Origin of the sequence: Legionella bononiensis, assembly GCF_016786215.1 — a bacterium.
Classification (GTDB): Bacteria; Pseudomonadota; Gammaproteobacteria; order Legionellales; family Legionellaceae; genus Legionella; species Legionella bononiensis.
In genome coordinates this window covers 43,274-68,192 of sequence record NZ_JADOBG010000010.1, presented here as the reverse complement: position 1 = coordinate 68,192, position 24,919 = coordinate 43,274, and the positions used below count along the sequence as shown (strand labels likewise).

Below are 24,919 nucleotides of genomic sequence, written 5' to 3'. Positions count from 1 at the left end.
GACTTTATCCATTTTTGTAAAGCGATGCAATCAATTGTCTTATTGGGCATTAGCAGGCTGGAACATGAAACACTCCTTCATGTTGGGTATGGCGTATGCGAAATTCAAATAGCACTATAACCACCTCTTAACCCAAAAATTACACAATAAGCTCATAATAAAATCATTCGCAGTCATTGGAGTTTTATTATGGGGCTTGAGATCTTTACTTGGAAGAGCAGCTCTAAGGGATTGGGTTTTGCTAAACCAGTTAAATCCACTCTATTCGGTGGAAACGTTGGCCATGCTGCTGTTGAACTAACCTTTCCTGCTGATGCACGAGGAGAGGAGCTGGCAAAAAAATATCAGGGTGTACCCGGTCTTTCAATCAGCAAACGAACAGAAATTGTTCCTGAACGGCAAGCGGACGACAGTTATAGACCCAAAGAGCAAGTGAGTTATTTTGTCTATTTTAGTTGGTGGCCAGGAAATACCAATGGTCATCATATTAATAATCACAGGGATGATTTGGAATCAGAATGGAGGCATGAGCCTGCCCCTAAGATTAAACCAGAAATTCATGATCATTTATTTGAAGAAGGCATTCCTTTGGCGAATAAGACGAAAGTAAAGGGGATGTTGACCAGAGATAAAACAATTATCAAGATTAAAGAAATTGCTCATCCACAGCTTAAAAAAGATATTGAACATGATCCTGCCTACAAGGAGCTAAAATCAGAGGTAGATGCATTATCATCTGAGATGCAGCAATTGTTCGATAAAGGAAACCTTTATAGACAAGAGCTCATTGCTGCTGCCCGTGAACAAAGAAAACCTAACACGGATCTTGATTTAAATGATGCTGAAGTTGCTCGTGTATCCCAGATTAGCAAAGAGCTAAGAGCTTTAGATGCACAAATTAAATTATGCAAAAGAGATTTTGAAGAGCGACATCTCAGTGTTGGTGAATCACCCGCATCGGTTATTAGAATACCCACTAACCTTGATCATAATGCGCCCACTTTTGCACTTGATGCTGAACGAGTTCTTGACAAAATGGCCAGTCTGGCAGAAAGCCCAAAAGCTTATAGTTTCTATAAATTTAACTGTTCTACTACTGCAACAGAAGTGGTCAAGGCTGGGATCAGTGATGAGTTAAAAGACATCATGAAGAACGATGGATTTAGCGTTGACAGAGCCGCTAAAGCGACCATTGCGACACCGACATCCTTTCGTCATTTTAGTCAACAAGTTCAAACGGAGTTAATCCAACTTAATATGAATCAGGATCTTGATATGAATCAGGATCTTGATATGAATCAGGACGTTGAAGTGGAACACAGTTTAAATGGATCAAATGCACCTGAGGTACTCAAAACAACCACTCTGGATTTCAAAAAAAGATTACGCGATGTAGTTAATGAACAATCTCATGAAGTCGGTGAAGAACAAGAATATACTATCGAAGAGAGCAGCACTTTAAGCATGCATTAGTCATAATTTAAATGTCATCTTTGCGACAGAAGTTAAGAAATCGAGTGCGACATTCTAACGAAATATCGCTCTTGATTGCTTCGCAAATGATCGCAAAGACAATTTATTGTATCTTTTTACACTAAGAGAAGAAGCCTGGTTAAAAAGTACCGGAGGTCGTTCTATTAAGTGACAATCCATCAACGCAAAATAGTAGCGTGTTCAAGTATCCACACAGTTACACTCTAATGACGTATTCGTAACTAGTGGATGGCAACTATACCAATATGGTCTTTATTACTCAAACAATCATGGATAAAGTCCGGAACCCATGGATCGGCCCCATCACAAGGTTTAACTCCACTAATATCGGAGATCTCCAGAGAAGCCCCATGTTCAACCAAAGATTGAATTATATCCCTTTGACCTTCTTGTATTGCATAGTGCAAAGGAGTTTTACCGTAAATATCCTGAGTATTTAAATCTGCGCCAGCTAATATCAACAGGTTCGCACAATCAGTTTGCTTTTGCAAAACAGCCCAATGTAACGCGGTACATTGTTTACCTGTAACATCTTTTTTACTAATGTCCTCAACGCTCATTGATCTGATTAATACTTTTAATTCAAATACTCGTCCCCATGCTGCTGCTCGTCTCAATGCCTGATCATAAAATGGTGAATTGACTTCACCGATTTTGCGTAAGGATTGGCAAACACTGGCACATTGTCTGTGAAGTTTAGTATGAGTCGGGTTTCCTATGAAACTCAAAAGCTGACCGGCAAGAGTACCATTCGCTTTTTTAATTATCTGTTGATTTGCTTCAATCAGGCGTGGAGCAACTGATGATATGCTTAACAAATCTTTTGTCCTATTAACTTGACTGAGACTTAAAGGTTTATCCGCAAAAAGCAAGTTTGATAATTCAATGATTAATTGTGGCATAACGCCAATTAAGCTGGTATCGCTGGATGCAATATCTTTTACAGCAAGTAAATAAGATGTTACGAACTTGGTGTTATTTGGCAAAGTCTGGTAATAGGGTAACTTTTTGTCATTCATTGCTTCCAAGGCACTCATAACCCCGGTTGATAGAACCAGGTGACCAGTAGACGCAGCGACCATGTGACGCATTAAACCATTATCCAATGATTGATGATAATGAATCTTGGGTAGTTCCTGCAACCCGGAAACTCCATTGAATTTTATTTCTTTAATAATTGCGGCTTTAACTTCCATAGGTGTGTCAGAATACTCACCAACCAAAATATATTCACTTAAATCAGTAATCATCGTGTATTGTGCAATTGTGCTTAGATCGATTGATTGATTAATTTTAGCCAGATACATAAACCCATACCCTGAAGTTGGAATTTGGAGTCTTTGCTCATCACTTAATTCAGGTAATTCGTCAGATGATTTAATTTTTGGCAAACCCAATCGGTCTGCGCCAAGCCCACTGCTTCCTACCTTAATGTCGTCTGCATCAAAATGGTTGTAAAGTCCAGATTGTTCACTCTGAAGACTTATGTATCTGAAATAATGAACAATTGGTGAGGTAATTGTACTCTGACTTGCAGCACCAATGAAAAGAAATTTGCTGTCTGGAGAAATAACTCGTTTCACTATGTCTGCCGGGGCATATTTACACCGATTGGCTTCAATAAAGGCAACAACGTCATTTTTTACAGGATCTAGTAACTCAAGAGCGCAAATGCCTATACTTCTTCCTTCTATGGTTATCCTGCCATCTACAGGTTTGCCATAGAGCTTTTCAAATCGTTCCATGCCATCCAAAGTCGAGGTGAGAATTACATCTATTTTTTTTCCGGTCATATCAAAGTCTTCTTTCAAATCTTTGGCAATGTTCCCAGCAAAAGCGAAATCCCCTTTGGCTGTTGTATTGACGCAGTTTGCATAAATTAAAATGATTTTAGGCATTATTGACTCCGATAAGATCAAATTGCCTAAATGATAAAGCATTAAAATTAAGAGAGTATTAATAATAACGGCCATTTTGTATTGTTTTACTACCGACGTTTATTTATTAATTATTCGAATAAAAATGATGAAACCTGCGTGAATCTCACTGCTTAATCTCAGAAAGATCGGATTTTAGATTTTGGTGGAATTATTTATAAGTACTCATGATACGCTTGCGAATTCCTGCCTAAAGCATAGCATCACAAGTTTTATTAAAATAATTAGGGAGTATTTTTCTGCTTTGGCCGTTACACTATCGAAACCCGATTTAACAGCGAACTTATATTGATATGTTTCTACTTAACAGCATCCGATGGAATTACTTGCTCTTAAGCCTTGTTTTTTTATTAACTGCCTTACACAACCGGGCATTTTACTGTCATATATATGAAATATATCCAGCATTAACGGGAAATTCAGGTTTTTTAAATTCATTAATTGTTTTACTCTTCTTCGCCAATACGCAGGTATTCAGTGAATGATGTATTCGATGATCTACTCAAAAACAATAAACCAAAGAATACAAGCCTGAATTGGATATTTTAAAAGTCAATTATGATTCTAAAGCTATAAAATAATCGGGCGAAATCAATAGCTCATGATGAATAGAGATAGGGGGTATGTCTTTTGCTAATCAGATGATATGCAAAAGACTTGCCCCCTAATGATTTACTTCTTTATAATTGGAGTCAGTGTATTTTGAACTTGTAATTCTGGGAAATAGTAATTCAGGAACTCACCTACAGTTATAGTAGGTTCTAATAACGCGTTTTGGGTTATTGGTTGATGAAAACGTGGCGCACTTAAATAACTTCGTTTTCCGATAAGAGCATTTATCTCTTCGGGTTCAAGTAACTTTTTATTTCTTAGCTCAGCGATTAATCGGCTATCGGGAGCAGTGTCTAACAATTTATTGATAATAGGTTTAAATTTAGATCTCACTTCAGTTAAATTTGTAAATTTTAAAGCAGAGCGTTCGCCTGTAACAGGATTCTCTACAGTTCTTATGCCTGCATGATAGGTATTATAGTATTCTTTCTTATTCGTTAGTGCGTGTTCAAAGTTAAAACCTAATTGGTCTGATATCCGCTTATTAAATCCAACCATATCTTTTATCATATTTAAATGGCTGTCACAGGACATTTGGCCACATTTAAACCAAGAGCGAAACAATATATTTTTAACGTAACTGTTATGATCATCAAGACCAACGCATAAGTCGGTCAATGAATAGTATCGTGCGTCCGTCAAGCGAGCGTCCCGATCATGTATAATAGTAGAGACATTGGATATAACTTGAGCAAATTGATCTGCTGTAATCATTGCTCTTCCAGTTAAGGTATAACCTCCAGGCTTACGCAATTCCACATGAGCCATGCTTTTAATATAAGCAAGAATTTGACCTGATTGTTGCTCAGTAATTTCATCACCAGTAATTCCGAGCTGTTTAACTATTTTAGCAAAGGCTTTATAGCACACTTCTTCAATCAGGTTATGAACAAAGAATATTCTCTTAGCATTTTCAATTTCTTGAGGTGAGCATTGAGTCCCTAATTCCTGTGCTTTTAAAAGTAATTTATCGAAGGCTTCATTGTACTTTTGTTCACGTCGTTCCTGTTTGCTCATTATTGGTGGATTAATATCGTGTTCTTGTTGTCCTGATTTAGTAAAAAAACCAGCCAATTCCAATGTGCCATGGCTTAAGAGAACCAGGGCTCCAACTATTGGATTAATGGTTGTTGTTACGGCTGCAAGTAATCCAAAGGTTGCGCGTATATAAGATTGGGTTTCTGAAGGAAGACTTTGAGGTAGGTAGTTTCTAGGGATTACAAAAAATTTCATTTACTTTACTCAATAGGCTCTAAAAGGACAAATATTGTACATGGGGAATATTAAGGAAACATTAAGGATTCTGTAAGCATATTGAATTTAAATGGTTTTAATGAGGCTAGTATTAGAGTATTTTGAGTAATGAAGATGCTGAGGCGGGGCGATTGCCCCTGCCTGCAGGAACGGATTAAGAGTGCATCAGGGTTTTAAGCCAGGCTTTTGCGTCGGCGCTGACCTGTTCATCACTTAACGCCATTTCATAAACGGCTTGTTTACGAGCGGTTTCATTCCCATACAAATCATCAAGTGCTTCATTCCATAATGATAAAACGGAAGCATCTGGTTGTTTACCCACGTGTTCGAGTATGCCAAAAATTCGATTTTTCCAGTAGGCGTTGGTGGCTTTTTCTACCCAGGCCATTAATTCAGGTGTTAACCCAATGTCTTGTAGACCTTTGCCTTCACCAAAGCCTTTTTCCCATTTTTTGGTTCTTAGGTGGGCATATTTTTTTCCATAAATTCCATTGACCCATGCCATGTATTTTTTTCCTAATTCAATACCTGCAGCAGATTGAGGATCCTGGTTCATATTCATTTTCAGCTCAGCCAAAAGTTGCTGCCATTGTTGTTCAAAAGCTGCTTTTTGTTCTGGAGTTTTATTGGCTTTCATTTCTTTTTCGAATTCAACATACTGTTTTAATTCATCAGGGGTGAATATTTCTTTTACCCAGCTGTGTTCAAGATTATCTGTCATTTTATAGACCTCTATAAGTTGTATAATGGTTTCCCAGGGTATGGATTTATGACTATCAACAGTATCAATGATGCTTTGCAGCGTTTTTGCACCTTCAACCAAAGCCCTTCCTTTTTGTTCCAGCACACGGACCTGGTTATTAAAATGCTCAAGTGCCTCACTTTCTTCTGTAAGCAGGGTTTTGATTTGTGCTAACTCAAATCCGAAAAACTTCAAAGCAATAATCTGTTGCAGTTGTAATAAATCCTGTTCAGAGTAAACACGATAACCATTAGGCATTCGTAACGAAGGCTTCAATAAATTAATGCGATCATAATGATGCAGTGTTTGCACCGTTATACCGGTTAGTTTAGCTAAGTCTTTTACGAACCATTGAGTCATAGTATTTCCTCCTTGTTAGCTAAGATAAGGTCTATAGCAACAATAGGGTCAAGTATTATTTAAGCATAATTGTAATTTTTTTTTATGTATATTGAATTCGTAGCCCGTATTTGCGAAACGTAAAACGGGAGTGTTTGTAAATGATGTAGATACTGTCTTTAAAATCAAGTTATGATTTCAATAAAGGCTCGCTTTTAAAGACAGTATCTACTTTTAATACAATAATTCCTTAGCCTGACGGTTATGAGTCGCGATCCAAGCTACTTGCTTTTTGCTTTATCAAGTAACTCCATGCATTTTATCCATTGTTCGTTGGGCTCAGTATTTTAATTATCATTTTAATCGTTTTAAGATCCCCTCATCCGCCTGTCGGCACCTTCTCCCAGATGGAGAAGGCAATTCTAGTAAGATCTCGATAACCTTTGAAATTGAACATTGGGCATTGCGTCAAAAAAGATTAAGGCTATTTGACAAGCAGGAGTAGCAACTATATGAGTGTTACCAGTCTACGTGGTTTATACCCAACCGCTCCCTTCTCCCTTTTTAAGGGAGAAGGGTTGGGGATGAGGGTTACTGAGCCGCGAGCGTAAGTTGGGTCGCGACTCATAGCCATCAGGCTAAGGTGAAGATCAAACGTAGCCGTATTAGGCAAAGCTGTATAGACCGGGCATATAGGTAACAGTTGTGCGGGAATATGGGTAACACTTTACAATAAAGCATCATTATTTTCCTATGGAGAAATTGATGCCCTGGAAAGCGGTTACCCCTATGAAATCAAATCTTGAGATTGTCCAATTAGCAGTAAAGAAAACAGAATCTTTTAGCACTTGATGTAGGGTTTTTTAATATAATTAGGACTCTGACTAGCCTTGTAACCCGAGCTATTGCTAGTAGTGTTGAAGCCTTTAATGAGGACACAACTGAAGAATTGCGATTTAGATATCGTTATTTGAAGTGGTTAAAGTATTCCCTGTAATGTGACGATTTGCAGGGAAGATTGTCTATCCCGTCAATAGAATTTCAAACATCAAGGTTTATTTGTTGATCTTGAAATAATAAAAATGTTGCATTAGTTAAAATAAGAATTTACTCTGATTTATTGATAACAGCTGTTTTTATTTTCCTGGTATCCCTTTAGATTTATATATTTTTTCAATTTTAAATATGGAATGTTATGTGGATTGTACGGATTGCGCTGACACGACCTTACACATTTATTGTATTAGCTCTATTGCTCCTCATCATTGGTCCTTTGTCTATAATGCGCACTCCCACCGATATTTTTCCGGACATCAACATTCCTGTAATTAGTGTTATCTGGAGCTACTCAGAATTGCCACCTGACGATATGGGCAATCGAATTACCAGCGTTTTCGAAAGGGTATTACCGACGACAGTCAACGATATTGAACATATTGAATCGGAATCTTTGATTGGCGTCAGTGTAGTCAAGCTATTCTTTCAACCGGGTGTGAATATTGAGTTAGCCCTGAGTCAGGTTACTTCTATTGCTCAAACGATTCTGCGTTCCTTGCCTCAAGGAACTTTGCCTCCTTTGATATTAAACTATAAAGCATCAACCGTTCCTATTTTGCAATTGGTTTTATCCAGTGACACCATTCCTGAACAAGAACTTAATGATTTGGGTAATAACTTTATTCGTCCACAATTAGCGCCTGTGGCAGGGGCTTCCTTGCCTTATCCTTATGGAGGAAAAGTACGTCAGGTACAAGTTGATCTGGACCTGCAAGCCATGCAAACGTATGGAGTATCACCTTTAGAGATCAATACCGCTATTGCAGCGCAAAATCTGATCATACCTTCAGGAACACAAAAAATTGGTGATTATGAGTACATAGTAAGGCTCAATAATAGTCCATTAAAGGTAAATGATTTAAATGATATGCCCGTTAAAACTACTCCCGGTCGCGTTTTATATATTCGTGATGTTGCTCATGTACGAGATGGTTTTGCACCGCAAACCAATATAGTACGGGTCGATGGTAAGCGAGCCGTAATGATGTCAGTTCAAAAAACAGGCGATGCTTCAACTTTAGGAATCATCAAGCAGATAAAAGCGTTATTGCCCAAAATTAAAGAAATTATGCCTGCCGGATTAAATTTGGGACAATTTGCGGATCAATCCATCTTTGTGACCGCAGCGATTCAAGGAGTGATTACGGAAGGAATTATTGCTGCATCATTGACTGCTCTTATGATTTTAATATTTCTTGGAAGTTTACGCAGTACGTTAATCATTAGCATATCCATTCCTTTATCCATTATCGGCTCATTGACCATTCTTTCAGTATTGGGTGAAACGATTAATATTATGACATTGGGTGGCCTGGCTTTGGCCGTAGGTATTTTAGTTGATGATGCAACGGTTGCTATTGAAAATATCAATTGGAATTTGGAGCAAGGTAAAGAAGTAGAAGAGGCCATTTTAGATGGCGCACAGCAAATTGCTATCCCCGCATTAGTGTCTACTTTATGTATTAGCATCGTGTTTGTACCGATGTTTTATTTAGGAGGGGTCGCTCAATATTTATTTGTACCTCTGGCTGAAGCAGTTATTTTTGCCATGTTGCTCTCTTATCTTTTATCACGAACTCTTATTCCTACGTTGGCAAAATATTTGCTGCACAAGCATGATGCTAAAAATAAAGAACAATCTCAAAATTTCTTCGCAAGACTTCATCTTCAATTTGAAAAAAAGTTTGAAATTTTTCGAGAAAATTACATTAATTTATTAAATAAGGCTTTAGACAATGCCACTTATTTTGTCGGCATTTTTTTAGTATTTATTATTTCATCCGTTGTTTTATTATGGCCTTGGCTGGGTAGTAATTTCTTTCCTAATGTGGATGCGGGTCAGATAAAGCTTCATATTCGTGCTCCGACCGGAACTCGTGTTGAGGTTACAGCACGTTACGTTGACATTATAGATAAGCTTATCAGAACAGTTATTCCACCTCAGGAACTGGATACCATAGTGGATAATATAGGTTTGCCTGTAAGTGGAATCAATTTATCGTACAGTAATTCTGCTCCTGTTGGACCGGAGGATGCGGATATCCTTATTTCTTTGAAACCAAAACATCACTCTGTTTTTGACTATCAGCGTGAATTAAGGACCGTGCTTAATCAGAAGTTTCCCGATATATCCTTTGCATTTTTACCTGCAGATATTGTGAACCAGACCATTAATTTTGGTCTTCCTTCACCCATTGATATTCAAATAATTGGCTTGAAGCAAGATGAAAACAGAATATATGCCAAAAAGTTAATGCAGCGATTAAAAAAAGTTCCTGGTCTTGTTGATATTCGGGAACACCAGGCAATGAATTATCCCGAGTTATTTGTTGATATTGACAGAAGTAAAGCAAAGGAACTAGGGATAACTCAAAGTAACATTGCCAGGAATTTATTTATTGCTTTGGCGGGCAGTTTTCAAACGACTCCTACTTTTTGGTTAAGTCCTGAAAATAATGTTTCTTATCCTATTGTAGTCCAGGCACCACAATATGTGATGAATTCATTACAAGCATTACGCAATATCATGATTGACGGGATTTCTACCAACTTACAATCACCTGCGCAACATCAGATATTGGGAGCATTGGGTAGCATTACACGAAAATGGACTTCCGTTGTTGAGTCTCATTATAACGTTATGCCGGTCATTGATATTTTTGCTGCGACTCAGGATAGAGATTTAGGTTCTATTACTCATGACATCAATCAGATCCTTGCTGAAATGAAGAGTGAAGTGCCTCTAGGTTCAACTATAGCTGTCAGGGGACAGATTGATACTCAACAACATGCATTTCAGGGACTGTATTGGGGAATTGTTTTTTCTGTCCTATTAATTTATTTACTTATAGTGATTAATTTTCAATCCTGGGTTGATCCCTTTATCATCATTACGGCCTTACCCGCTGCAATTGCAGGCATTGCCTGGATGTTATTTATTACCTGTACTACGTTGAGTGTTCCTGCATTAACGGGAGCGATTATGTGTATGGGAGTTGCCACATCAAACAGTATTCTCATTATCAGTTTTGCACGTCAACATTTATTAGAAACAAACAATCCTTTACTGGCCGCTATGGAGGCAGGACGAACACGTATTCGTCCTGTATTGATGACCGCATCAGCAATGATTATCGGTATGATGCCCATGGCTCTCGGATTGGGGGATGGCGGTGAGCAGAATGCGCCATTAGGCAGAGCTGTAATAGGAGGCTTGTCTTTTGCGACAATTGCAACGCTTTTTTTTGTACCAACGGTGTTTTACATGATTCATAATCATCAATTGAACGGGAAGCAAAGGAAAAATAATGCTTAAGGGAATTAAATTTCAATTTAAAAAACATAAAAGAAATCCACTGTTTGTGTTTTTTGTTCTTTTTTTAATGCTCTTTCTAACCGTTACATTTTATCGTGTTTATTCAGCGATTATCTTACGACAACAAACAAGAGCCGATGAGGTCAACTTTGTCAGAGTACTAACCGCTACTCCTCTTAGTGGAAGCGAACGAATTATTTTACCGGGTAATGTGCAAGCTTGGCATGATGCTACAATTTACGCGCGAACAAATGGGTATATTAAGAATTGGTATGTTGATATTGGCAGTCATGTAAAAAAGGGTGATTTACTGGCTGTAATTGAAACCCCCGAGCTGGATGCTCAACTTCGTCAGGCAGAGGCGGATTTAAATACGGCTATCGCGAATAATCAAATTGCTCAATCTACCGCTAAACGTTGGGTCAACCTGGTAAAATCCAATTCAGTATCCAAGCAGGAGCGTGATGAAAAAGTAAGCGACGCTGCATCGAAATATGCCTTGGAAGTGGCAGCACGTGCTAATGTTGATCGACTAAAGGAACTGGTGAGCTTCGAGAGAGTTATCGCACCTTTTGATGGGGTGATTACATCCAGAACAACAGATATAGGGTCTTTAATCAATGCAGGAAGTAGTGATACCGGGTTACCATTATTTCAGATAGCTCAAACCAATCCCCTGAGAATTTATGTAAAAATTCCTCAGAATTATTCTTCACGCATTACTCCTAATATGCGAGTCAGCCTGTCTTTTGCAGAACATCCGGGGCAAACCTTTCCTGCGCAGTTAATTAAAACAGCACAAGCTATTGATCCTGCAACTCGAACCTTATTGGCTCAGTTTAAAGCAGAAAATACACAGGAAGAATTACTTGCTGGTGGATATACAGAAGTCACTTTTAACTTCGTCATTCCCAAAAATACATTTCGTTTACCAGTAAACACTCTTTTGTTCCAGGCAAAAGGATTGCAAATTGCTGTAGTTGATAAAAACAACCGGGTAGTTTTAAAACCGATAACAATCAGTCGGGATTTTGGAGATGTAGTAGAGATTGATGAGGGAATAAACGCAGGAGAAAAAATTATTATTAATCCCTCTGATTCTATAATAAATGGTGAACACGTTAAGGTTGTTTCATGAACAAGATCATTATTTTGGGAATAGTCATTTTTATTGTAACCAGTTGTTCTTTTGCTCCCAAATATGAGCGTCCATTTATGCCTGTTCCTGCACATTTTAAAGAAACCGGGACATGGGTTCCAGCCAAAACGGCCATGCCTTCTTCTAAAATCACTCCCTGGTGGGAAGTATATAACGACCCGGTTTTAAATAAATTAGAGGGGTTAATTGAGGTTTCAAACCAGGATCTTAAAAAAATATTTTATCGTTACCAAGAAGCACTTGCGTTAGTTCAGGTATCCAGGGCTGGCTTTTTTCCCAGCATTAAGGGAACTCTTAATGCCAACAGGCAAAAGACTTCAACGACTATGGCCGATCCATCGACAATTCCTTTGTATAATAATTACATTATTGGTTCTCAGGTTAATTATGAGATCGATGCTTGGGGAAGTATTCGTAATGCAGTTGCGGCACAACAAAATACAGCGCATGCAACAGAAGCTGAACTTGCTGCAATGTCTTTAAGTTTGCATGCGGAACTGGCTAGTGATTATTTTTCTCTAAGAGGTTGTGATGAATCACAACGTATTTTAGATGCTACAGTTGCTGCTTATCAAAAAGCGCTGTATTTAAATAAAAAGCGTTATCACGGTGGCGCTTCTCCAATAGAGGCTGTAGATCAGGCTGAAACGCAACTGGAAAATGCAAAGACTGCTGCTGCAGATATGCGCCTGAAACGAGCACAATTTGAACATGCTATTGCGATACTTATTGGCCAATTCCCAGCAGATTTTTCTTTGGCTCCAGCTAAATTATCTCGGACGCTTGTCAAAGTTACTCCAGATCTTCCTTCAACTTTATTAGAGAGAAGACCTGATGTTGCAGCTGCTGAGTTTCGTGTACAAGCTGCTAATGCCACTATTGGGGTTGCACGAGCGGCATTTTTCCCCGTACTGGATTTGACTGGGATAATTGGTTTTCAAAGTCAGAGCTTATCCAATCTGATTTCAAAGCCCAGTTTAATCTGGTCTCTAGGGCCAATCAGCACGCTCGCTTTGGCGCAGCCACTTCTTGCTCAGCCAATTTTTGAAGGCGGCCAGTTAGTAGGGCAGTTAAAACATGCAAAGGCCAGTTATTTTGAAACGGTAGCAGATTATAGGCAAACGGTATTAACTGCATTCCAGGAAGTAGAAGACAGTCTGGTTGCTGTAAATCAGCTGGATCAGGAAATTCATAGTCAAAAAGCGGCTGCTCAGGCAGCAAAACGTGCATTAACACAAGCAAACAATCGTTTTTCAGGAGGGATTGTGACGTTCCTGGACGTTGTGGTTGTTGAAAATACTGCCTTACAAACAGAGCTTGCAGCGGTTAATGTGCTAACTCGACGCCAAATTGCCAGTGTTCAATTAATTAAGGCATTAGGTGGCGGATGGGTGCATGTGAATAACGTACACTAGATGGTATCTCTTCTTCATAACCGATATTAAAAATTGTGTGATTTAAATGTAATTTTTAATTTATTTATAGCGAATATGCATACCGTATTAACAAAGCGTAAATCAGGGACGTTTGTACAACTCTTTTTTAATCATGTAGCCCGTAATTGGCGCAGCCGTAATACGGGGATCGATGCTATGATATCCCCGTATTACGGCTGCGCCTAATACGGGCTACTATGGATTTATATTTGGTGTGTATTACCTATTTTTTCTTGGCATCAACAGCCCCAGGATTAAGGCAATGACAAATAATGCAAGAACGTCACCACACAGGTGCCCCATATGTTGAGGGTAGATAACGGATTGAATACCCATGATTCCGCCATGCACTACGCTTGACCAGATTGTGAACCAGATGAGACTGCGGTGTTCTAAAGGATTTTTGGAAGCAATGAGCAAGAATACGCCTAGTGTTGCGTAAATCCCAAGAATCATTTGCAAATATTCTGATTGTCCGGTGTGCCATGCCCAGCCTGTTGGCCAAACAATCGTCAAGGGGTAAATTCCAAAAATAAAGATCAACCCAACCAGAAATAATGCAACTTTTAAGTAGGCTATGCGATTGCTCTCAAAAAGAGTACTCATTTTTTATCTCGCGCTAAAAGTTATTTGTATGCAAAATATCGCTGTTACTCCTAATTATAGCTCATTAAGAGATACATTCTTTTGGTGGTTTTTAATTGTTATCTCTGCATGGGACTGTTTAAATTCTATTCTTGGGTCAGGTCACATTTGAAGTAATTTTCTAGTGAGGTAAGTTGGCTTACCATGGGCAGAGTTTATTTGATGATATTAACGATGTTCAAACTTGGTTCCTGGTTCATCAGGTTCTAACTCACTTTTCATTTCATCTCTGAGTTCGGTGACGCTTTGCTTCAGATCCTGAAAAGTTTTACTTTTAGAAAAAGCAGTCCCTTGTGTTTCAAAAACATTTTTTTCACCGGATATTTTTTCAATAAATGTATTAAGATGTGCTTTAATCTGATTCCAAAATCCTGGGGCTGCTTCCAGTTTGGGTTGATATTTAAAGATGATATCAATGCTTTTTTCAGCCAGGTCATATTGGCCACTGGGATGGTGTCGAGTTATAGGACCATGACTGGAATCTTCTTTGAGTATGGTTTTTAAATCGTTTAACATACACTGTGCTGCTTCTTTAACTTGAGGGGCAAGTTTTTTTCCTTCAAGATCCATAATCTCTTTTACTTTATTATATAATTGTTGCATTTTAATATGCACAGAGCTTTCCCCGTTTATCTCATCTTTTAGATCTGTACGAAGAGCACTTCCTTTATTAATTAAATACTTAGCACCCTTTTTTATATTGGAAATTAAGCCAGGTATATTTTTTTGTCCAATTATAACTCTATTCTAGTTATAGCACAGTTTCAAAGTTGTGTTCATATTTTAACCATAAGGAAAATAAGTCTTTAAGGTTTCTGAATTTATCACTCTGACTTAATAGTTGCTTAAGTATTTGATGTTATCCTTGCGTCGAAAATTAAACTCTATAGGAGCGTTATGATATGGCTGAGCTAATTAAACCTTTATTAACTGGTAGACCATTTGAGTCAACCGCGCACCGTTTCTTGACAATGTTTCAACCGATCCAGGAAACTCGGACCAAACATTCGGATTTTCTTGCTTTTGTTGCCACTCCAGCTCTTGATTTTTTTGTATTAGATACAATTTTTGCTGTTGATGCCTCTATACGCCTGTTGAATGCTACGGCTTCTTTATTGAAAGCGGCTTATACATGGACTTTGAATCAACAAAAATCAGATGACGTACTTGATAGAGCCACTGACATGGAGCTGGATGCTTTTGCCGTTAATATACATCATATTTTTAGTTCGATTGTTGCTCAGATTGCCAATATAATTTTTAGTTTGGCGAGTCTGGTTACCCGACCGATTGCCAGTATTGCTGAAGCGCTTAGTGATGACTCAATGGAAGATTCACATTTTAGACCTGCATATTAGAAGTATTGAAACATCCCTGCAAAGTTACGCTTTGTAGGGATGTTTTGCGCCGTTACAAAAAGGTTTTACTTTGCGAGAACGCTTTAAACTGAGACCTTATCTTTATCTTATACATGGAATGTTCTGTGGATTTATAAAAATGAGAGGAAGATTGGGTGTAGTTCGTCCTGTATTACGACTTCGTCTAATACAGGCTACGATCGTTAGGATTGCTTCTCCACTTCGAATGAGTAACAGCTTGTGTAGCCTGTATTAGACGAAGTCGTAATACAGGATGGATTTGCCACCAGAATCCATTAATCTGTTCTCTCCATATCCTGCGAGCTACGATTGCGGATTTAACCCGTCATCATGACAGGTACGTTTCAAGCCTCCCTGTGTAATCATCTTCAATACTCTTAATCGAAAACCATTCATTAACACATCAACCCATCTTGGTGTGAATATGTATCTTTTGTCTATAATTAAAACATGAATTAAGTAATCTGAATTGCATTATGGCCAGAAAAAAATTGGTGATTCAAGATAAAGCAGTGATCGCCAGGATGAGCGGAAAAAATCCCGTAGGAGAAGCACGTAAAGCGACAGATCCCATACCGACGGCGCCAATGACAGATAATGAGCGTAAGGATATGGCTGAGCGGTTAGAACTTAGCCTTTATGAACTAATGGATGATGCCGAGAATACTTATCAAGCGAATTGTCATTTTCCAGAAACAACAGATGTTGATCCGGATTACATTACTCGTCTAAGTACCAATGAATTCTTCTTTTACACTAAAGAACCTCTGACTTTAGAGGAGTTTGAAGCGTTACAGAATAAAATAGCTACAAAAGCAAAAACACTTTCGCCAGGGGTACAATTAATTCTTGGTTCATTTGCTGTTAAAACAGAGGACGACAAGGTAATGAATGTGACTCCTCATATTACCTGTGGGAAATCACCAAATGTTCAGCTAATTGTCAAAAATTATACTTCATCTATAGACGTCCGTTATAAAATCCCGGATGGAAAAGGAGACATCAATACACTCCCGGTACTGGATAAAAGTAAACCTTCTTCACCTATGCCCCGAATCATGATTAATGGAATGGCAAAGGAGTTCACTTTTAATAATATAGTGCATAGCAAAACTCCGGGTGGCTCTCCCTTCGTGACTGCGATAGATATATGTTTGGATCATGCACGAGGAGTTGCAAAGAGTAATTACGCCGCTCTTGTAAAAAAGAAGCCGGAACTATTAAGGCAGCCCATTTCGCATGTTGTTGTGTCTAATTCTATTGCAATTGATGCCAAACAGTGTATCGGGTCTAACGTGATGCATGTTGATCCTTATGATTCACCGGTAGAATGTAAAAAGAATAGTTCACAACAATCTGGATTAGCCAGAAAACTTCCATTTGGCAAGGATGAGTACAAAATTTTTGAGGTGGCTCGCGCATACCTTGAACAGGTTATTAATACCTATGCTTATAAAACCACTGAACCGTCAAATGGACGAGATCATAAATCCTATACGGTCTCTTTAGATAAGATTAAATTTCAAAAATCGGACACCAGCATTGAATTTCAAAATTTTAAAAATAAATATCAGGCCTATAAGGGAGATCAATTAAAAACGCAAATTTTGGAAGATTTGAAAAGTCGTATTCAAGATGCATCTACGAAACAAGAATTGAAGGATTTAAAAGAAGAATTGAAAACATCATATGAGGGCGATGTGCTCAAAACAGGGCAAGGGTGGTTCACTCAAACATTTGGCTTAAAAACTTCCTCAATGAAAGCATTAGAACACATGATAGAACAACAAGAAGAGTTTCTATCATTAACAGAAGTAAAACCGTCAGGGTAAAGCCGTGACTAAGCTGTGCTAATATAATAGAAAGCAATGAACGCGTTATCTGATGGTCGGAGGGGTTATGAGACCAGAACTATTAGAAAAAATTACCGGAAATATAAATCAGATTAAAGTGAATTTAGCAGATTTACATATCGATGATGATGAACTTTTAGAAGTATTAAATACTATAAAGCAGCTTAAACCTACTGTTACCCATATTGATTTGGATAATAATAACCTTGGCGACAAAGGCGCAAAAATTCTATACGAACAATTGCGTGGCTTTAATAATATCAAAGAGCTTAGCCTGCAATTTAATCATGTAGGTAAAGAAGGTGCTGTTGAGTTATTTGGTTTGAAAAAGACCTTCCCCGAAATCGATATTCTGTTTCATGGAAATAACATTACAGATGTAAGCGAAATGGATGAAATAGAACGATTAGCCCTCGAGGACTCACCAAGGCCATGAACTGCATCCAATTATAGCGAGTAAATATAGCCTGTATTGGACGAAGTCTTAATACAGGTTGGATTACCACCAGAACCATTAATTAAGTGTTCAATGAATCTGCGTTGTATCTTATATAGTATATTGACTCTGTTCCCATTGGTTTTCTTCTTCTTTGCTACAATTATCACTAGTGTTTGTTTCATAGCTACACTGATTTGAAGAGGCCTTTATAGTCAGTGACTCATTTCCAGAAGTTAGAAAATGTGAGTGGTTTATATGCTTGGGTTTACTAAAATGAGCTCCTGAATAATTATAATCTCTGACTGCTTCAGTTAAGTAATACACTTCTCTCTCAGTGCCAGAAAGTATGAGATCGTCATTTTCCCATACTGCATGTTCTCCACCGATGAAAAATAATGAGTCTATTTGAATATCAAGTTCGAAGGGTAAGTCAAAATGCATTCTGAGTTCATCTAGAAAAAAGCTTAAAGTGTCGTTGATGGATTTGGCAGGATCTTTTTGTTTTACTTCAAAACCTGACCAATGGTATAAACCACGTGATTGTATCAAGTCGTCATCTTCATCATAAAATGAAGCATAAATTATAAAAGCAATACAGGTGCTAACTCCATAGGTAACTAAATCAGTATCTGTATCTGATGTAAACTCACACTCATCCATCGCAACTTCAATAATCTCGGGCATAAATATATAGTAATTAATAAGGCAATGTTAAATTATACCACAGTTGATATTTTTTAATCTAAATTGATAATAAATACCCATGTTTTTGATTGTTTTTGTACAAGCCACGTAAACTGCTCTATGGGCGAACCTCATATATAGTCGTTGTATATGGGAAACAATTCCAATCCGTCATTTGTCCTTTGATGATAATACTGATCTCAGACATTTGTTCCAATAATCCAGGAGGAGCCGTATTCAAAAAACACACCTTATTAATGCCATCCATTGTAATGTACAAGGTATCGATTCCAGGACTAATAGCAAGATTGAGAGGCCAATAATAGATATCATTTTTGTATTCTAATGGGATAGGTTGCCCTTTAATAATGATCGTTGCGGCTAAAGATTCAAGACTGACGCACATCAAAATTAAGAATAGAATCTTTTTCATGGCTACACATCCATTTAAATTAAAAATCTGTTTTAGAACATTTTAAAAGATTTAATTTCTTTTTCTTATTATTATTTATGATAGACCATTATCAGTTGATTATCTTAGGTTAACCACGACGGTCTGGACCTGTTTTTCTTCCACTAGTGTTGGTTCTGTCAATGAACTGGCTCCTCCTGAAAAGATAGAATGAGGACTGCTTGCAAGTCCTGTTACAGGAATTTGTCTGGCGAGCATGTCACGAACCGCGGGCACTAAATCGTAAATTACTTCCATACTCTTCGTTGATTTCATTGCTTCAGATAATGGTGATTTGGAGTCACTATTCTTTTTAGTAATGAGGGTGTATCGCTCTGACTCGGGTATCCATTCAAGAATGATTTTCAATATTTGAGGATCTGATGCGGCTTTATGCAGCATTGTTATACTTGAACGATGAAGCATGCAGAATTTCGAACGTTGCTCTAGCGGTATCATGGCAAGAATGGTATCAAAATGATGCAATTTCTTTTCTTTTAAGACCTGTACACAATATTGTTGAAATAGGGTGGAGCCATCAAGATTTAGTGTACAAAGAGCCATAAATCGTTGTTCTTCAGGAATGCACTCAAGCAGAGTCAACAGGCATTGAGGATTTTTGCTTGCCATTAGAAGCACCGTTTCGCGTCGCGAGTTGATTGTTCTCACGGCTTCAAGTCTTTGATCTACGGGTAGGAGATCCATGATACGTTTTACTGTCTTTAAATACGGTTCCTCATTAATAAAATCATGAAGTAGTGAATTGCCTTCATAGTCTTGATCTTGAATTGCTTTTAGCCTTTGGCGTTTGGGTAATAATGAGAGGAGTTCAATAGGTAAATTGTGATCGTTAGAGTGTAGTCGCAGAACTGTATTAGCCCCTTTATTGGCTAGAAGCATCATATTTAGTCTATGCTTTTTAGGTATGAGACGGAACATGATGTTTAAAGATACAGGATTATTAATTTCAAATAAAATGTTTTCAGTGCTATGCCGATCACTATTTTGGATTGCGTATATTCTTTCTTCCTCAGGTAGTAGATTAAAAATGGCTTTAAGCAAGAGGGGGTTGTTTTTTGCAATATATAAAATATTAGTTCCTCCTGGAGCCGAGGTTAGGATAGAAGCCCCTTGATTAAACCAGTACTCTATTTCACGAATAGAATCATGCTTACTATCTGATAGCATGAAGAATAAAAAATGCTGATACTTGCTATTAACATTGATTAATTCACGAACTTGTTCTGCTCTATCACCTGGAATGTCGCGCAACAACTCAAGGAGTTCATCTGCATTTCCAAAATGGTGCAATACATCCCCGATTACTTGTTTTAATATGCGATTGTTGTTCGGTGTATCAGGAAGCTCCAGTATTTGTCTGTAGTAGGAGCGTACTTTAGTTTGCTCCATGAGTTTTAATGCTTCAAGATCTCCATGCTTTCTGTACAGAAAAGGCAACGCAGTATCCGCCAATGCTAGCTGAGAGTTAGCATCACTATACCGTTGGTGATCTATCGGGGATACTCTGGGAGCACGTATAGGCCAGTGGGAATTTTCAAACCCAGTACCATAAGAAAGTCCACTGAATTCTCCAATGTTGACTCGTTGTATTCGCTTGTCATAACAAAGGGACATGGCTAGATAGCGATACATATTGGGTACCCAATCCAAATTTTGATTAGGTGCTACTTCTACAGAATCAAAGCATAAGTTACCTTCTGTACTTCGCCAAACCCAAGTCTGAGCCAGAATCCGATCATCGAGACTTGGGTTGTTTTCATCCCCCTGAAACAGGACATAAAATCCCCCATTGGGTGACTCAATACCATGACGTACAGCGATCTCTCCTGCGCCACCCAGAAACTGACAACATTGTGTTAGTTTTCCCAAGCACGCTGCAAGAGCAGCTCCTTTGTCATCAAGAACATTCAGTTTGGTTAAATAAACACCGGAGTAGCCTATGTCGGAACCACGAATCGTGATCGCAGGGATGGCATCATCATCATTAGTTCGTTGTAATCTATAAAATAAAGTAATACTTTGTTCATCAAGCCCATGCTCAACTAAAATTTGATGTTCTGGATCACTGTGTATTTTATAATACTCGTAAAAAGATCGTAACATAAGAAATGAAGCCTGGCGTAGCGGAATGCCTTTAGCAAGCTCTGCTAATTCCAGGTAAAGACTGGATTTTTTTTGATTTAGTTCCTTTAATTTTTCGGTTGATTTTTCTTTTTTTAGTAATCGTAGCAATTGTTTTAATTCGTTTTCTTTGGCAATGAGCGGTTTATCCCACTTCCTTTTTTTGGTAGCCAACGAATTGACTCTCTCAATTGCTTCCGCATGAGGTAATAATTCTCTAAACCTGGGATTGAGCATATTCGATTGAGTCACCGCAAGTTTTTTCCATTGTGTAAAATCACAGCGATCCACTTGGGGCAAACCAAACAGGCAGGCATCATGCACCAGATAGTTCACCGGATTGCCTTTCGGAAACTCGGTGAGATAATTTAAAACATCCTGTTCACTATCAAAAATTAGAGCCAGTTTTGAAGCATGCTCTTCTGGATTTCCATTGCGCTCTTCGATATAGGCAAGTTGGCACAGGGGAAGCAACTTTTGATAAAGACTATGGGTGTCATCTGATAAAGCAGGATCTGAGCTGGATGATGCGGAAGATTCAGCCGAGCTGCTTGATGCTGATTGGGCGAATCCTGACTCTATCGATTCGCTTTCTGCAAAAATCTGTCGGACGTACTTCGCAGCTTCGTTCCCATTTTCTTGTTCAATTATTTGAATTAATTCGTAGGGTGTTCTTGGGAGGGCATGAGCTTTCCTGGTAAGCTTTCTTTTGCTGCTTGCTACACTTAACTCACTGTTGTTTCTTCTTTGAATTTCTTGTTTTATAGTAGCAATGTTGATAAGAATGTCGATGATTTTCATGAAAATCCTTGCTTGATTTATCGGTACTTCTAACAATTAAAAGTGTTTTTGTTAACGCTGCATCAATTCATGACGGATTAGCCGAGTTTCTTCGTTGGAAGCTAACTTCTCATATCATTTAAGCTCTAATTTTGGTCATGTTGAATCCAAGCTGTATATAATTGTGCCGTCATAAGATTAAATGAATATTAAATTTTCATTTGATTTTTTAATAATCATTATTCATTTTTTTAATAACGATTGGGGGCTTTTGACATTCCAATGATCGCTGCCTACGTCCTGCGCTTTATGCGCAGGATCCATGAAGAACTTGCTTGTAAAGACTAAATAGTCAAGTTGGATCTGAATGGATTCCGCGCATAAAGCACGGAATGTAGGCTTCGGGACAAAATGTCAACAGACCCTGGATGAAGTATAAAATGATTATGAATAACTATGTTTTATTTGAATGTTTTTTCATTTAGGGAGATCTGGTTTATGCTTCAAATTCTATATGCAACTGTATCCTGTACCAGGTAACTCGTGACTAGATAACTGTTCTCGCAAGAACACGATGCTGCATTTGGGAGATTGCTCAAGGTTTTGGAATTTTTTTATCCTAATTTTCCATCTATGTAATCTTGTGTCTCCTTTTTCTGAGCAGAATGAAAAATAATAGGCGTTTCATTGTATTCAATCAATGAGCCCAGATACATGTATGCAGTATAATCTGAGATTCGTGCTGCTTGCTGCATATTATGGGTCACGATAATGATCGTAAAATTATCTTTTAATGCATGTACCAGACTTTCTATTTTAGCGGTTGCTACCGGATCGAGAGAAGACGTTGGTTCATCCAGTAACAGAACCTCCGGTTTAATCGCAACAGCGCGCGCAATGCACAAACGCTGTTGTTGACCACCTGAAAGGCTTAAGCCACTCTCATGTAACTTATCTTTGACCTCATCCCATAAACCAGCCTGCTGTAACGCCCACTCCACCCGTTCAGCGAGCACCGGACGCTTTAAGCGCTCGTATAGTTTTACGCCAAAAGCAACATTGTTAAAGATTGACATGGGAAACGGCGTTGGTTTTTGAAATACCATACCGATTTTACTGCGCAGTTCAGTAACATCGAGATTGAATATACTTGAACCATCAAGAATGATTTCACCATGCATTTTATGATGGGAATAAGCAATGTGCATTAAATTTAAAGTACGAAGCAAAGTGGATTTCCCACTGCCTGATGGGCCAATCAAGGCCGTTACTTTGTGTTCCAGAAAAGATAAATTAATGTGATGCAATACTTTTGTATTCCCATAATAAAAACTCAGATCACGAATACAAATTTTTTCATTAGATCCTTTCTCATTCATGTTGATCTGCCCTAGGTGAAATTTTTAATTAGATATTTTAAATTGTTTGATTAATAATCGACATAGCAAATTGAGTGCAAAAACCCAAGTAGTAATCAGTAATGCTCCCGTCCAGGCTAATTGCTGCCAGTCGGTATAGGGGCTCATGGCAAAATTAAAAATAGTCATTGGAAGATTGGCCATGGGTTGGTTCATATTGAAACTCAGAAACTGATTATTTAATGCAGTAAATATTAATGGAGCAGCCTCACCTATGATTCGTGACAAGGCTAATAATATGCCTGTAAATACAGCCCCTTTAATAACTCGGATCAGTAAAAAGCGGACTAAATGCCACTGTGATGCCCCTAAAGCAAGCACAGATTCTCGTAAGGTATGAGGCACCAGGCTATATATATTTTCCGTAGTGCGAGCAACTATGGGAATGACGATAATACTTAATGCAAAACAACCCGCCCATCCAGAAAAATGCCCTGTTTTAATCACATAGATTTGATAAATAAATAAACCAATGATAATTGATGGGGCACCTAACAAAATATCGATAATAAAGCGTACAATAGTTGATAAAAGCCCTATGGGCTGATATTCCGAAAGAAAAACTCCTGCCAGAATACCAATAGGGGCTCCCATTAAAACAGCCAAAGAGCTGAGCAGCAGACTGCCGACAATGGCATTAAGCAAACCGCCGCTGCTTCCTGGTGGTGGCGTGTTCAGGGTTAGAACTGTCCAGCGTAAACCAGGATACCCTGATTTAATCAAAATAGTGAACAACCAACCAAGGCAGAATAAAGCGATAAAGGCCAGAACACTTAATATTATAAGCATTAGTGAATTCACTATTTTACGTCTTAGAATATGTAGCGTCATCAAACTGCCTCAAATTATGTTCTTTTATTTTTGTATAAAACGCAGCAAAATTCTGGACAGCAAAATAACCACAGAGGTTACTAAAAACAAGCAAAGCCCTAATTCAGTGAGCGCAGAAAGAAACAGTTCACTGTTAGCCTCAGTAAATTCATTTGCTAATGTTGACGATACGCTGCTTGAAGGCATGAATAAGGCCGAGGTCATGGTATGTGCGTTACCAATGACAAAAGCAACAGCCATGGTCTCACCCAGAGCACGCCCTAAGCCCAACATGATACCGCCAATAAAACCGATACGGGCATAAGGAACCATCACATACCAGATTGTTTCCCAGGTAGTTGCGCCTAAAGCATAAGACGATTCCTGGAGGATATCCGGTATTAATTCAAAAACATCGTACATGATGGAAGCAATAAACGGAATTATCATAACTCCTAGCACCAGACCTGCAGTAAAAAGGCCTATGCCAATTTCCGGACCACTAAATAATCCACTCAAGTAAGGAATATTTTGAGTTTTATCAATAAGCCAGGGTTGTACGTAATTGCTTAGAATCGGCGCCAGAGCAAAAAGCCCCCACATCCCATAAATAATACTGGGAATACCGGCAAGTACATCAATTAAGACCCGTAAATATTTTCTTAACCCATTAGGTACTATTTTTACCGCAAATACGGTAATGCCAAAACTGATCGGAACAGCGATCAGCAACGCAATAAATGAAGTAATCAGTGTTCCTGTTATTGCACTGGCCGCCCCAAAGTTTTGGAGTACCGGATCCCAATTGTCGTCATAAAAAAAATGAAAGCCAAAAGCATGAAAAGCCGGGATACTCCCTTTAACCAGATAATAAAAAATCCCTGCGAATAAAAGCAGTATCGAAATAGCGCAAGAGAGACTCAAATAGAACACAGAGCTATTGATAAAAGAGCTATTTCTATTTTTTTTCATT

18 protein-coding genes are annotated in these 24,919 nt (G+C 38.3%); 7 read left to right on the top strand and 11 right to left on the bottom strand.

The genetic code is table 11. The features are described 5' to 3' along the window. Positions 1–189: 189 nt before the first annotated feature. A complete protein-coding gene (locus IZU94_RS05645) occupies positions 190–1,473 on the top strand; it encodes a hypothetical protein (protein ID WP_203108822.1) in 1,284 nt (427 codons plus the stop codon). A 242-nt stretch (positions 1,474–1,715) separates the two neighbouring features. Here IZU94_RS05645 and ankY read toward each other — a convergent pair whose 3' ends face one another. From ankY to IZU94_RS05630, 3 genes are all read right to left on the bottom strand, one after another. Further along, a complete protein-coding gene (gene ankY, locus IZU94_RS05640; RefSeq protein WP_203108820.1) occupies positions 1,716–3,392 on the bottom strand; it encodes a Dot/Icm T4SS effector AnkY/LegA9 in 1,677 nt (558 codons plus the stop codon). Positions 3,393–4,103: 711 nt separating this feature from the next. Continuing rightward, a complete protein-coding gene (locus tag IZU94_RS05635; protein ID WP_203108818.1) occupies positions 4,104–5,276 on the bottom strand; it encodes a hypothetical protein in 1,173 nt (390 codons plus the stop codon). Positions 5,277–5,451: 175 nt separating this feature from the next. Next, positions 5,452–6,399, bottom strand: a complete 948-nt coding sequence (locus IZU94_RS05630; RefSeq protein WP_203108816.1) for a MerR family transcriptional regulator — start codon at positions 6,397–6,399, stop codon at positions 5,452–5,454. Positions 6,400–7,573: 1,174 nt separating this feature from the next. Here IZU94_RS05630 and IZU94_RS05625 point away from each other — a divergent pair. The 3 genes from IZU94_RS05625 to IZU94_RS05615 are packed head-to-tail and all read left to right on the top strand — an operon-like array spanning position 7,574 to position 13,324. Beyond that, positions 7,574–10,750: an efflux RND transporter permease subunit gene (locus tag IZU94_RS05625; protein ID WP_203108814.1), complete on the top strand. Its 3,177-nt coding sequence runs from the start codon at positions 7,574–7,576 to the stop codon at positions 10,748–10,750. Next, positions 10,743–11,888, top strand: coding sequence for an efflux RND transporter periplasmic adaptor subunit (locus IZU94_RS05620; protein WP_203108812.1), 1,146 nt, complete (start codon positions 10,743–10,745; stop codon positions 11,886–11,888). The genes IZU94_RS05625 and IZU94_RS05620 overlap by 8 nt, the downstream gene beginning before the upstream one ends. Then, positions 11,885–13,324, top strand: a complete 1,440-nt coding sequence (locus IZU94_RS05615) for an efflux transporter outer membrane subunit (protein ID WP_203108810.1) — start codon at positions 11,885–11,887, stop codon at positions 13,322–13,324. Before IZU94_RS05620 ends, IZU94_RS05615 begins: the two co-directional genes overlap by 4 nt. Positions 13,325–13,564: 240 nt before the next feature. On the opposite strand, the gene IZU94_RS05610 is transcribed toward IZU94_RS05615, so the two are convergent. Both IZU94_RS05610 and IZU94_RS05605 read right to left on the bottom strand, forming a co-directional pair. Beyond that, a complete protein-coding gene (locus IZU94_RS05610; RefSeq protein WP_203108808.1) occupies positions 13,565–13,951 on the bottom strand; it encodes a DUF6632 domain-containing protein in 387 nt (128 codons plus the stop codon). A gap of 207 nt (positions 13,952–14,158) precedes the next feature. Beyond that, positions 14,159–14,605, bottom strand: coding sequence for a hypothetical protein (locus IZU94_RS05605; protein ID WP_203108806.1), 447 nt, complete (start codon positions 14,603–14,605; stop codon positions 14,159–14,161). 287 nt (positions 14,606–14,892) lie between these two features. Between IZU94_RS05605 and IZU94_RS05600 the strand changes: the two genes are divergently transcribed. From IZU94_RS05600 to IZU94_RS05590, 3 genes are all read left to right on the top strand, one after another. Further along, the gene (locus IZU94_RS05600; RefSeq protein WP_203108804.1) at positions 14,893–15,348 is read left to right on the top strand and encodes a hypothetical protein; all 456 of its coding nucleotides are present in this window, start codon (positions 14,893–14,895) and stop codon (positions 15,346–15,348) included. A gap of 497 nt (positions 15,349–15,845) precedes the next feature. Continuing rightward, positions 15,846–17,201 carry a hypothetical protein gene (locus tag IZU94_RS05595; protein WP_203108802.1) on the top strand — a complete coding sequence of 452 codons (1,356 nt, stop codon included), beginning with the start codon at positions 15,846–15,848 and terminating at the stop codon, positions 17,199–17,201. Between the two features lie 67 nt (positions 17,202–17,268). Further along, positions 17,269–17,658 carry a leucine-rich repeat domain-containing protein gene (locus IZU94_RS05590; protein ID WP_203108800.1) on the top strand — a complete coding sequence of 130 codons (390 nt, stop codon included), beginning with the start codon at positions 17,269–17,271 and terminating at the stop codon, positions 17,656–17,658. A 111-nt stretch (positions 17,659–17,769) separates the two neighbouring features. On the opposite strand, the gene IZU94_RS05585 is transcribed toward IZU94_RS05590, so the two are convergent. From IZU94_RS05585 to pstC, 6 genes are all read right to left on the bottom strand, one after another. After that, the gene (locus IZU94_RS05585; RefSeq protein ID WP_203108798.1) at positions 17,770–18,345 is read right to left on the bottom strand and encodes a hypothetical protein; all 576 of its coding nucleotides are present in this window, start codon (positions 18,343–18,345) and stop codon (positions 17,770–17,772) included. Positions 18,346–18,463: 118 nt separating this feature from the next. After that, positions 18,464–18,778, bottom strand: a complete 315-nt coding sequence (locus IZU94_RS05580; protein ID WP_203108796.1) for a hypothetical protein — start codon at positions 18,776–18,778, stop codon at positions 18,464–18,466. Between the two features lie 99 nt (positions 18,779–18,877). After that, positions 18,878–21,739 (bottom strand): hypothetical protein, encoded by a 2,862-nt coding sequence (locus IZU94_RS05575; protein ID WP_203108795.1) that lies wholly within the window; start codon positions 21,737–21,739, stop codon positions 18,878–18,880. Positions 21,740–22,332: 593 nt separating this feature from the next. Then, positions 22,333–23,097, bottom strand: a complete 765-nt coding sequence (gene pstB / locus IZU94_RS05570; RefSeq protein ID WP_238400521.1) for a phosphate ABC transporter ATP-binding protein PstB — start codon at positions 23,095–23,097, stop codon at positions 22,333–22,335. 24 nt (positions 23,098–23,121) lie between these two features. Next, positions 23,122–23,925, bottom strand: a complete 804-nt coding sequence (pstA, locus tag IZU94_RS05565) for a phosphate ABC transporter permease PstA (RefSeq protein WP_238400522.1) — start codon at positions 23,923–23,925, stop codon at positions 23,122–23,124. A 66-nt stretch (positions 23,926–23,991) separates the two neighbouring features. Beyond that, the gene (gene pstC / locus IZU94_RS05560) at positions 23,992–24,918 is read right to left on the bottom strand and encodes a phosphate ABC transporter permease subunit PstC (protein ID WP_203108791.1); all 927 of its coding nucleotides are present in this window, start codon (positions 24,916–24,918) and stop codon (positions 23,992–23,994) included. Position 24,919: the final 1 nt, after the last annotated feature.

Bases quoted from the DNA above. Each gene is read 5' to 3' on its own strand.
- IZU94_RS05595 (WP_203108802.1), top strand. From the start codon at position 15,846: ATGGCCAGAAAAAAATTGGTGATTCAAGATAAAGCAGTGATCGCCAGG.
- pstA (WP_238400522.1), bottom strand. From the start codon at position 23,925: ATGCTTATAATATTAAGTGTTCTGGCCTTTATCGCTTTATTCTGCCTT.
- IZU94_RS05575 (WP_203108795.1), bottom strand. From the start codon at position 21,739: ATGAAAATCATCGACATTCTTATCAACATTGCTACTATAAAACAAGAA.
- pstC (WP_203108791.1), bottom strand. From the start codon at position 24,918: ATGAAAAAAAATAGAAATAGCTCTTTTATCAATAGCTCTGTGTTCTAT.
- IZU94_RS05610 (WP_203108808.1), bottom strand. From the start codon at position 13,951: ATGAGTACTCTTTTTGAGAGCAATCGCATAGCCTACTTAAAAGTTGCA.
- pstB (WP_238400521.1), bottom strand. From the start codon at position 23,097: ATGAATGAGAAAGGATCTAATGAAAAAATTTGTATTCGTGATCTGAGT.
- ankY (WP_203108820.1), bottom strand. From the start codon at position 3,392: ATGCCTAAAATCATTTTAATTTATGCAAACTGCGTCAATACAACAGCC.
- IZU94_RS05590 (WP_203108800.1), top strand. From the start codon at position 17,269: ATGAGACCAGAACTATTAGAAAAAATTACCGGAAATATAAATCAGATT.
- IZU94_RS05630 (WP_203108816.1), bottom strand. From the start codon at position 6,399: ATGACTCAATGGTTCGTAAAAGACTTAGCTAAACTAACCGGTATAACG.
- IZU94_RS05625 (WP_203108814.1), top strand. From the start codon at position 7,574: ATGTGGATTGTACGGATTGCGCTGACACGACCTTACACATTTATTGTA.
- IZU94_RS05615 (WP_203108810.1), top strand. From the start codon at position 11,885: ATGAACAAGATCATTATTTTGGGAATAGTCATTTTTATTGTAACCAGT.
- IZU94_RS05580 (WP_203108796.1), bottom strand. From the start codon at position 18,778: ATGAAAAAGATTCTATTCTTAATTTTGATGTGCGTCAGTCTTGAATCT.
- IZU94_RS05600 (WP_203108804.1), top strand. From the start codon at position 14,893: ATGGCTGAGCTAATTAAACCTTTATTAACTGGTAGACCATTTGAGTCA.
- IZU94_RS05585 (WP_203108798.1), bottom strand. From the start codon at position 18,345: ATGCCCGAGATTATTGAAGTTGCGATGGATGAGTGTGAGTTTACATCA.
- IZU94_RS05635 (WP_203108818.1), bottom strand. From the start codon at position 5,276: ATGAAATTTTTTGTAATCCCTAGAAACTACCTACCTCAAAGTCTTCCT.
- IZU94_RS05645 (WP_203108822.1), top strand. From the start codon at position 190: ATGGGGCTTGAGATCTTTACTTGGAAGAGCAGCTCTAAGGGATTGGGT.
- IZU94_RS05620 (WP_203108812.1), top strand. From the start codon at position 10,743: ATGCTTAAGGGAATTAAATTTCAATTTAAAAAACATAAAAGAAATCCA.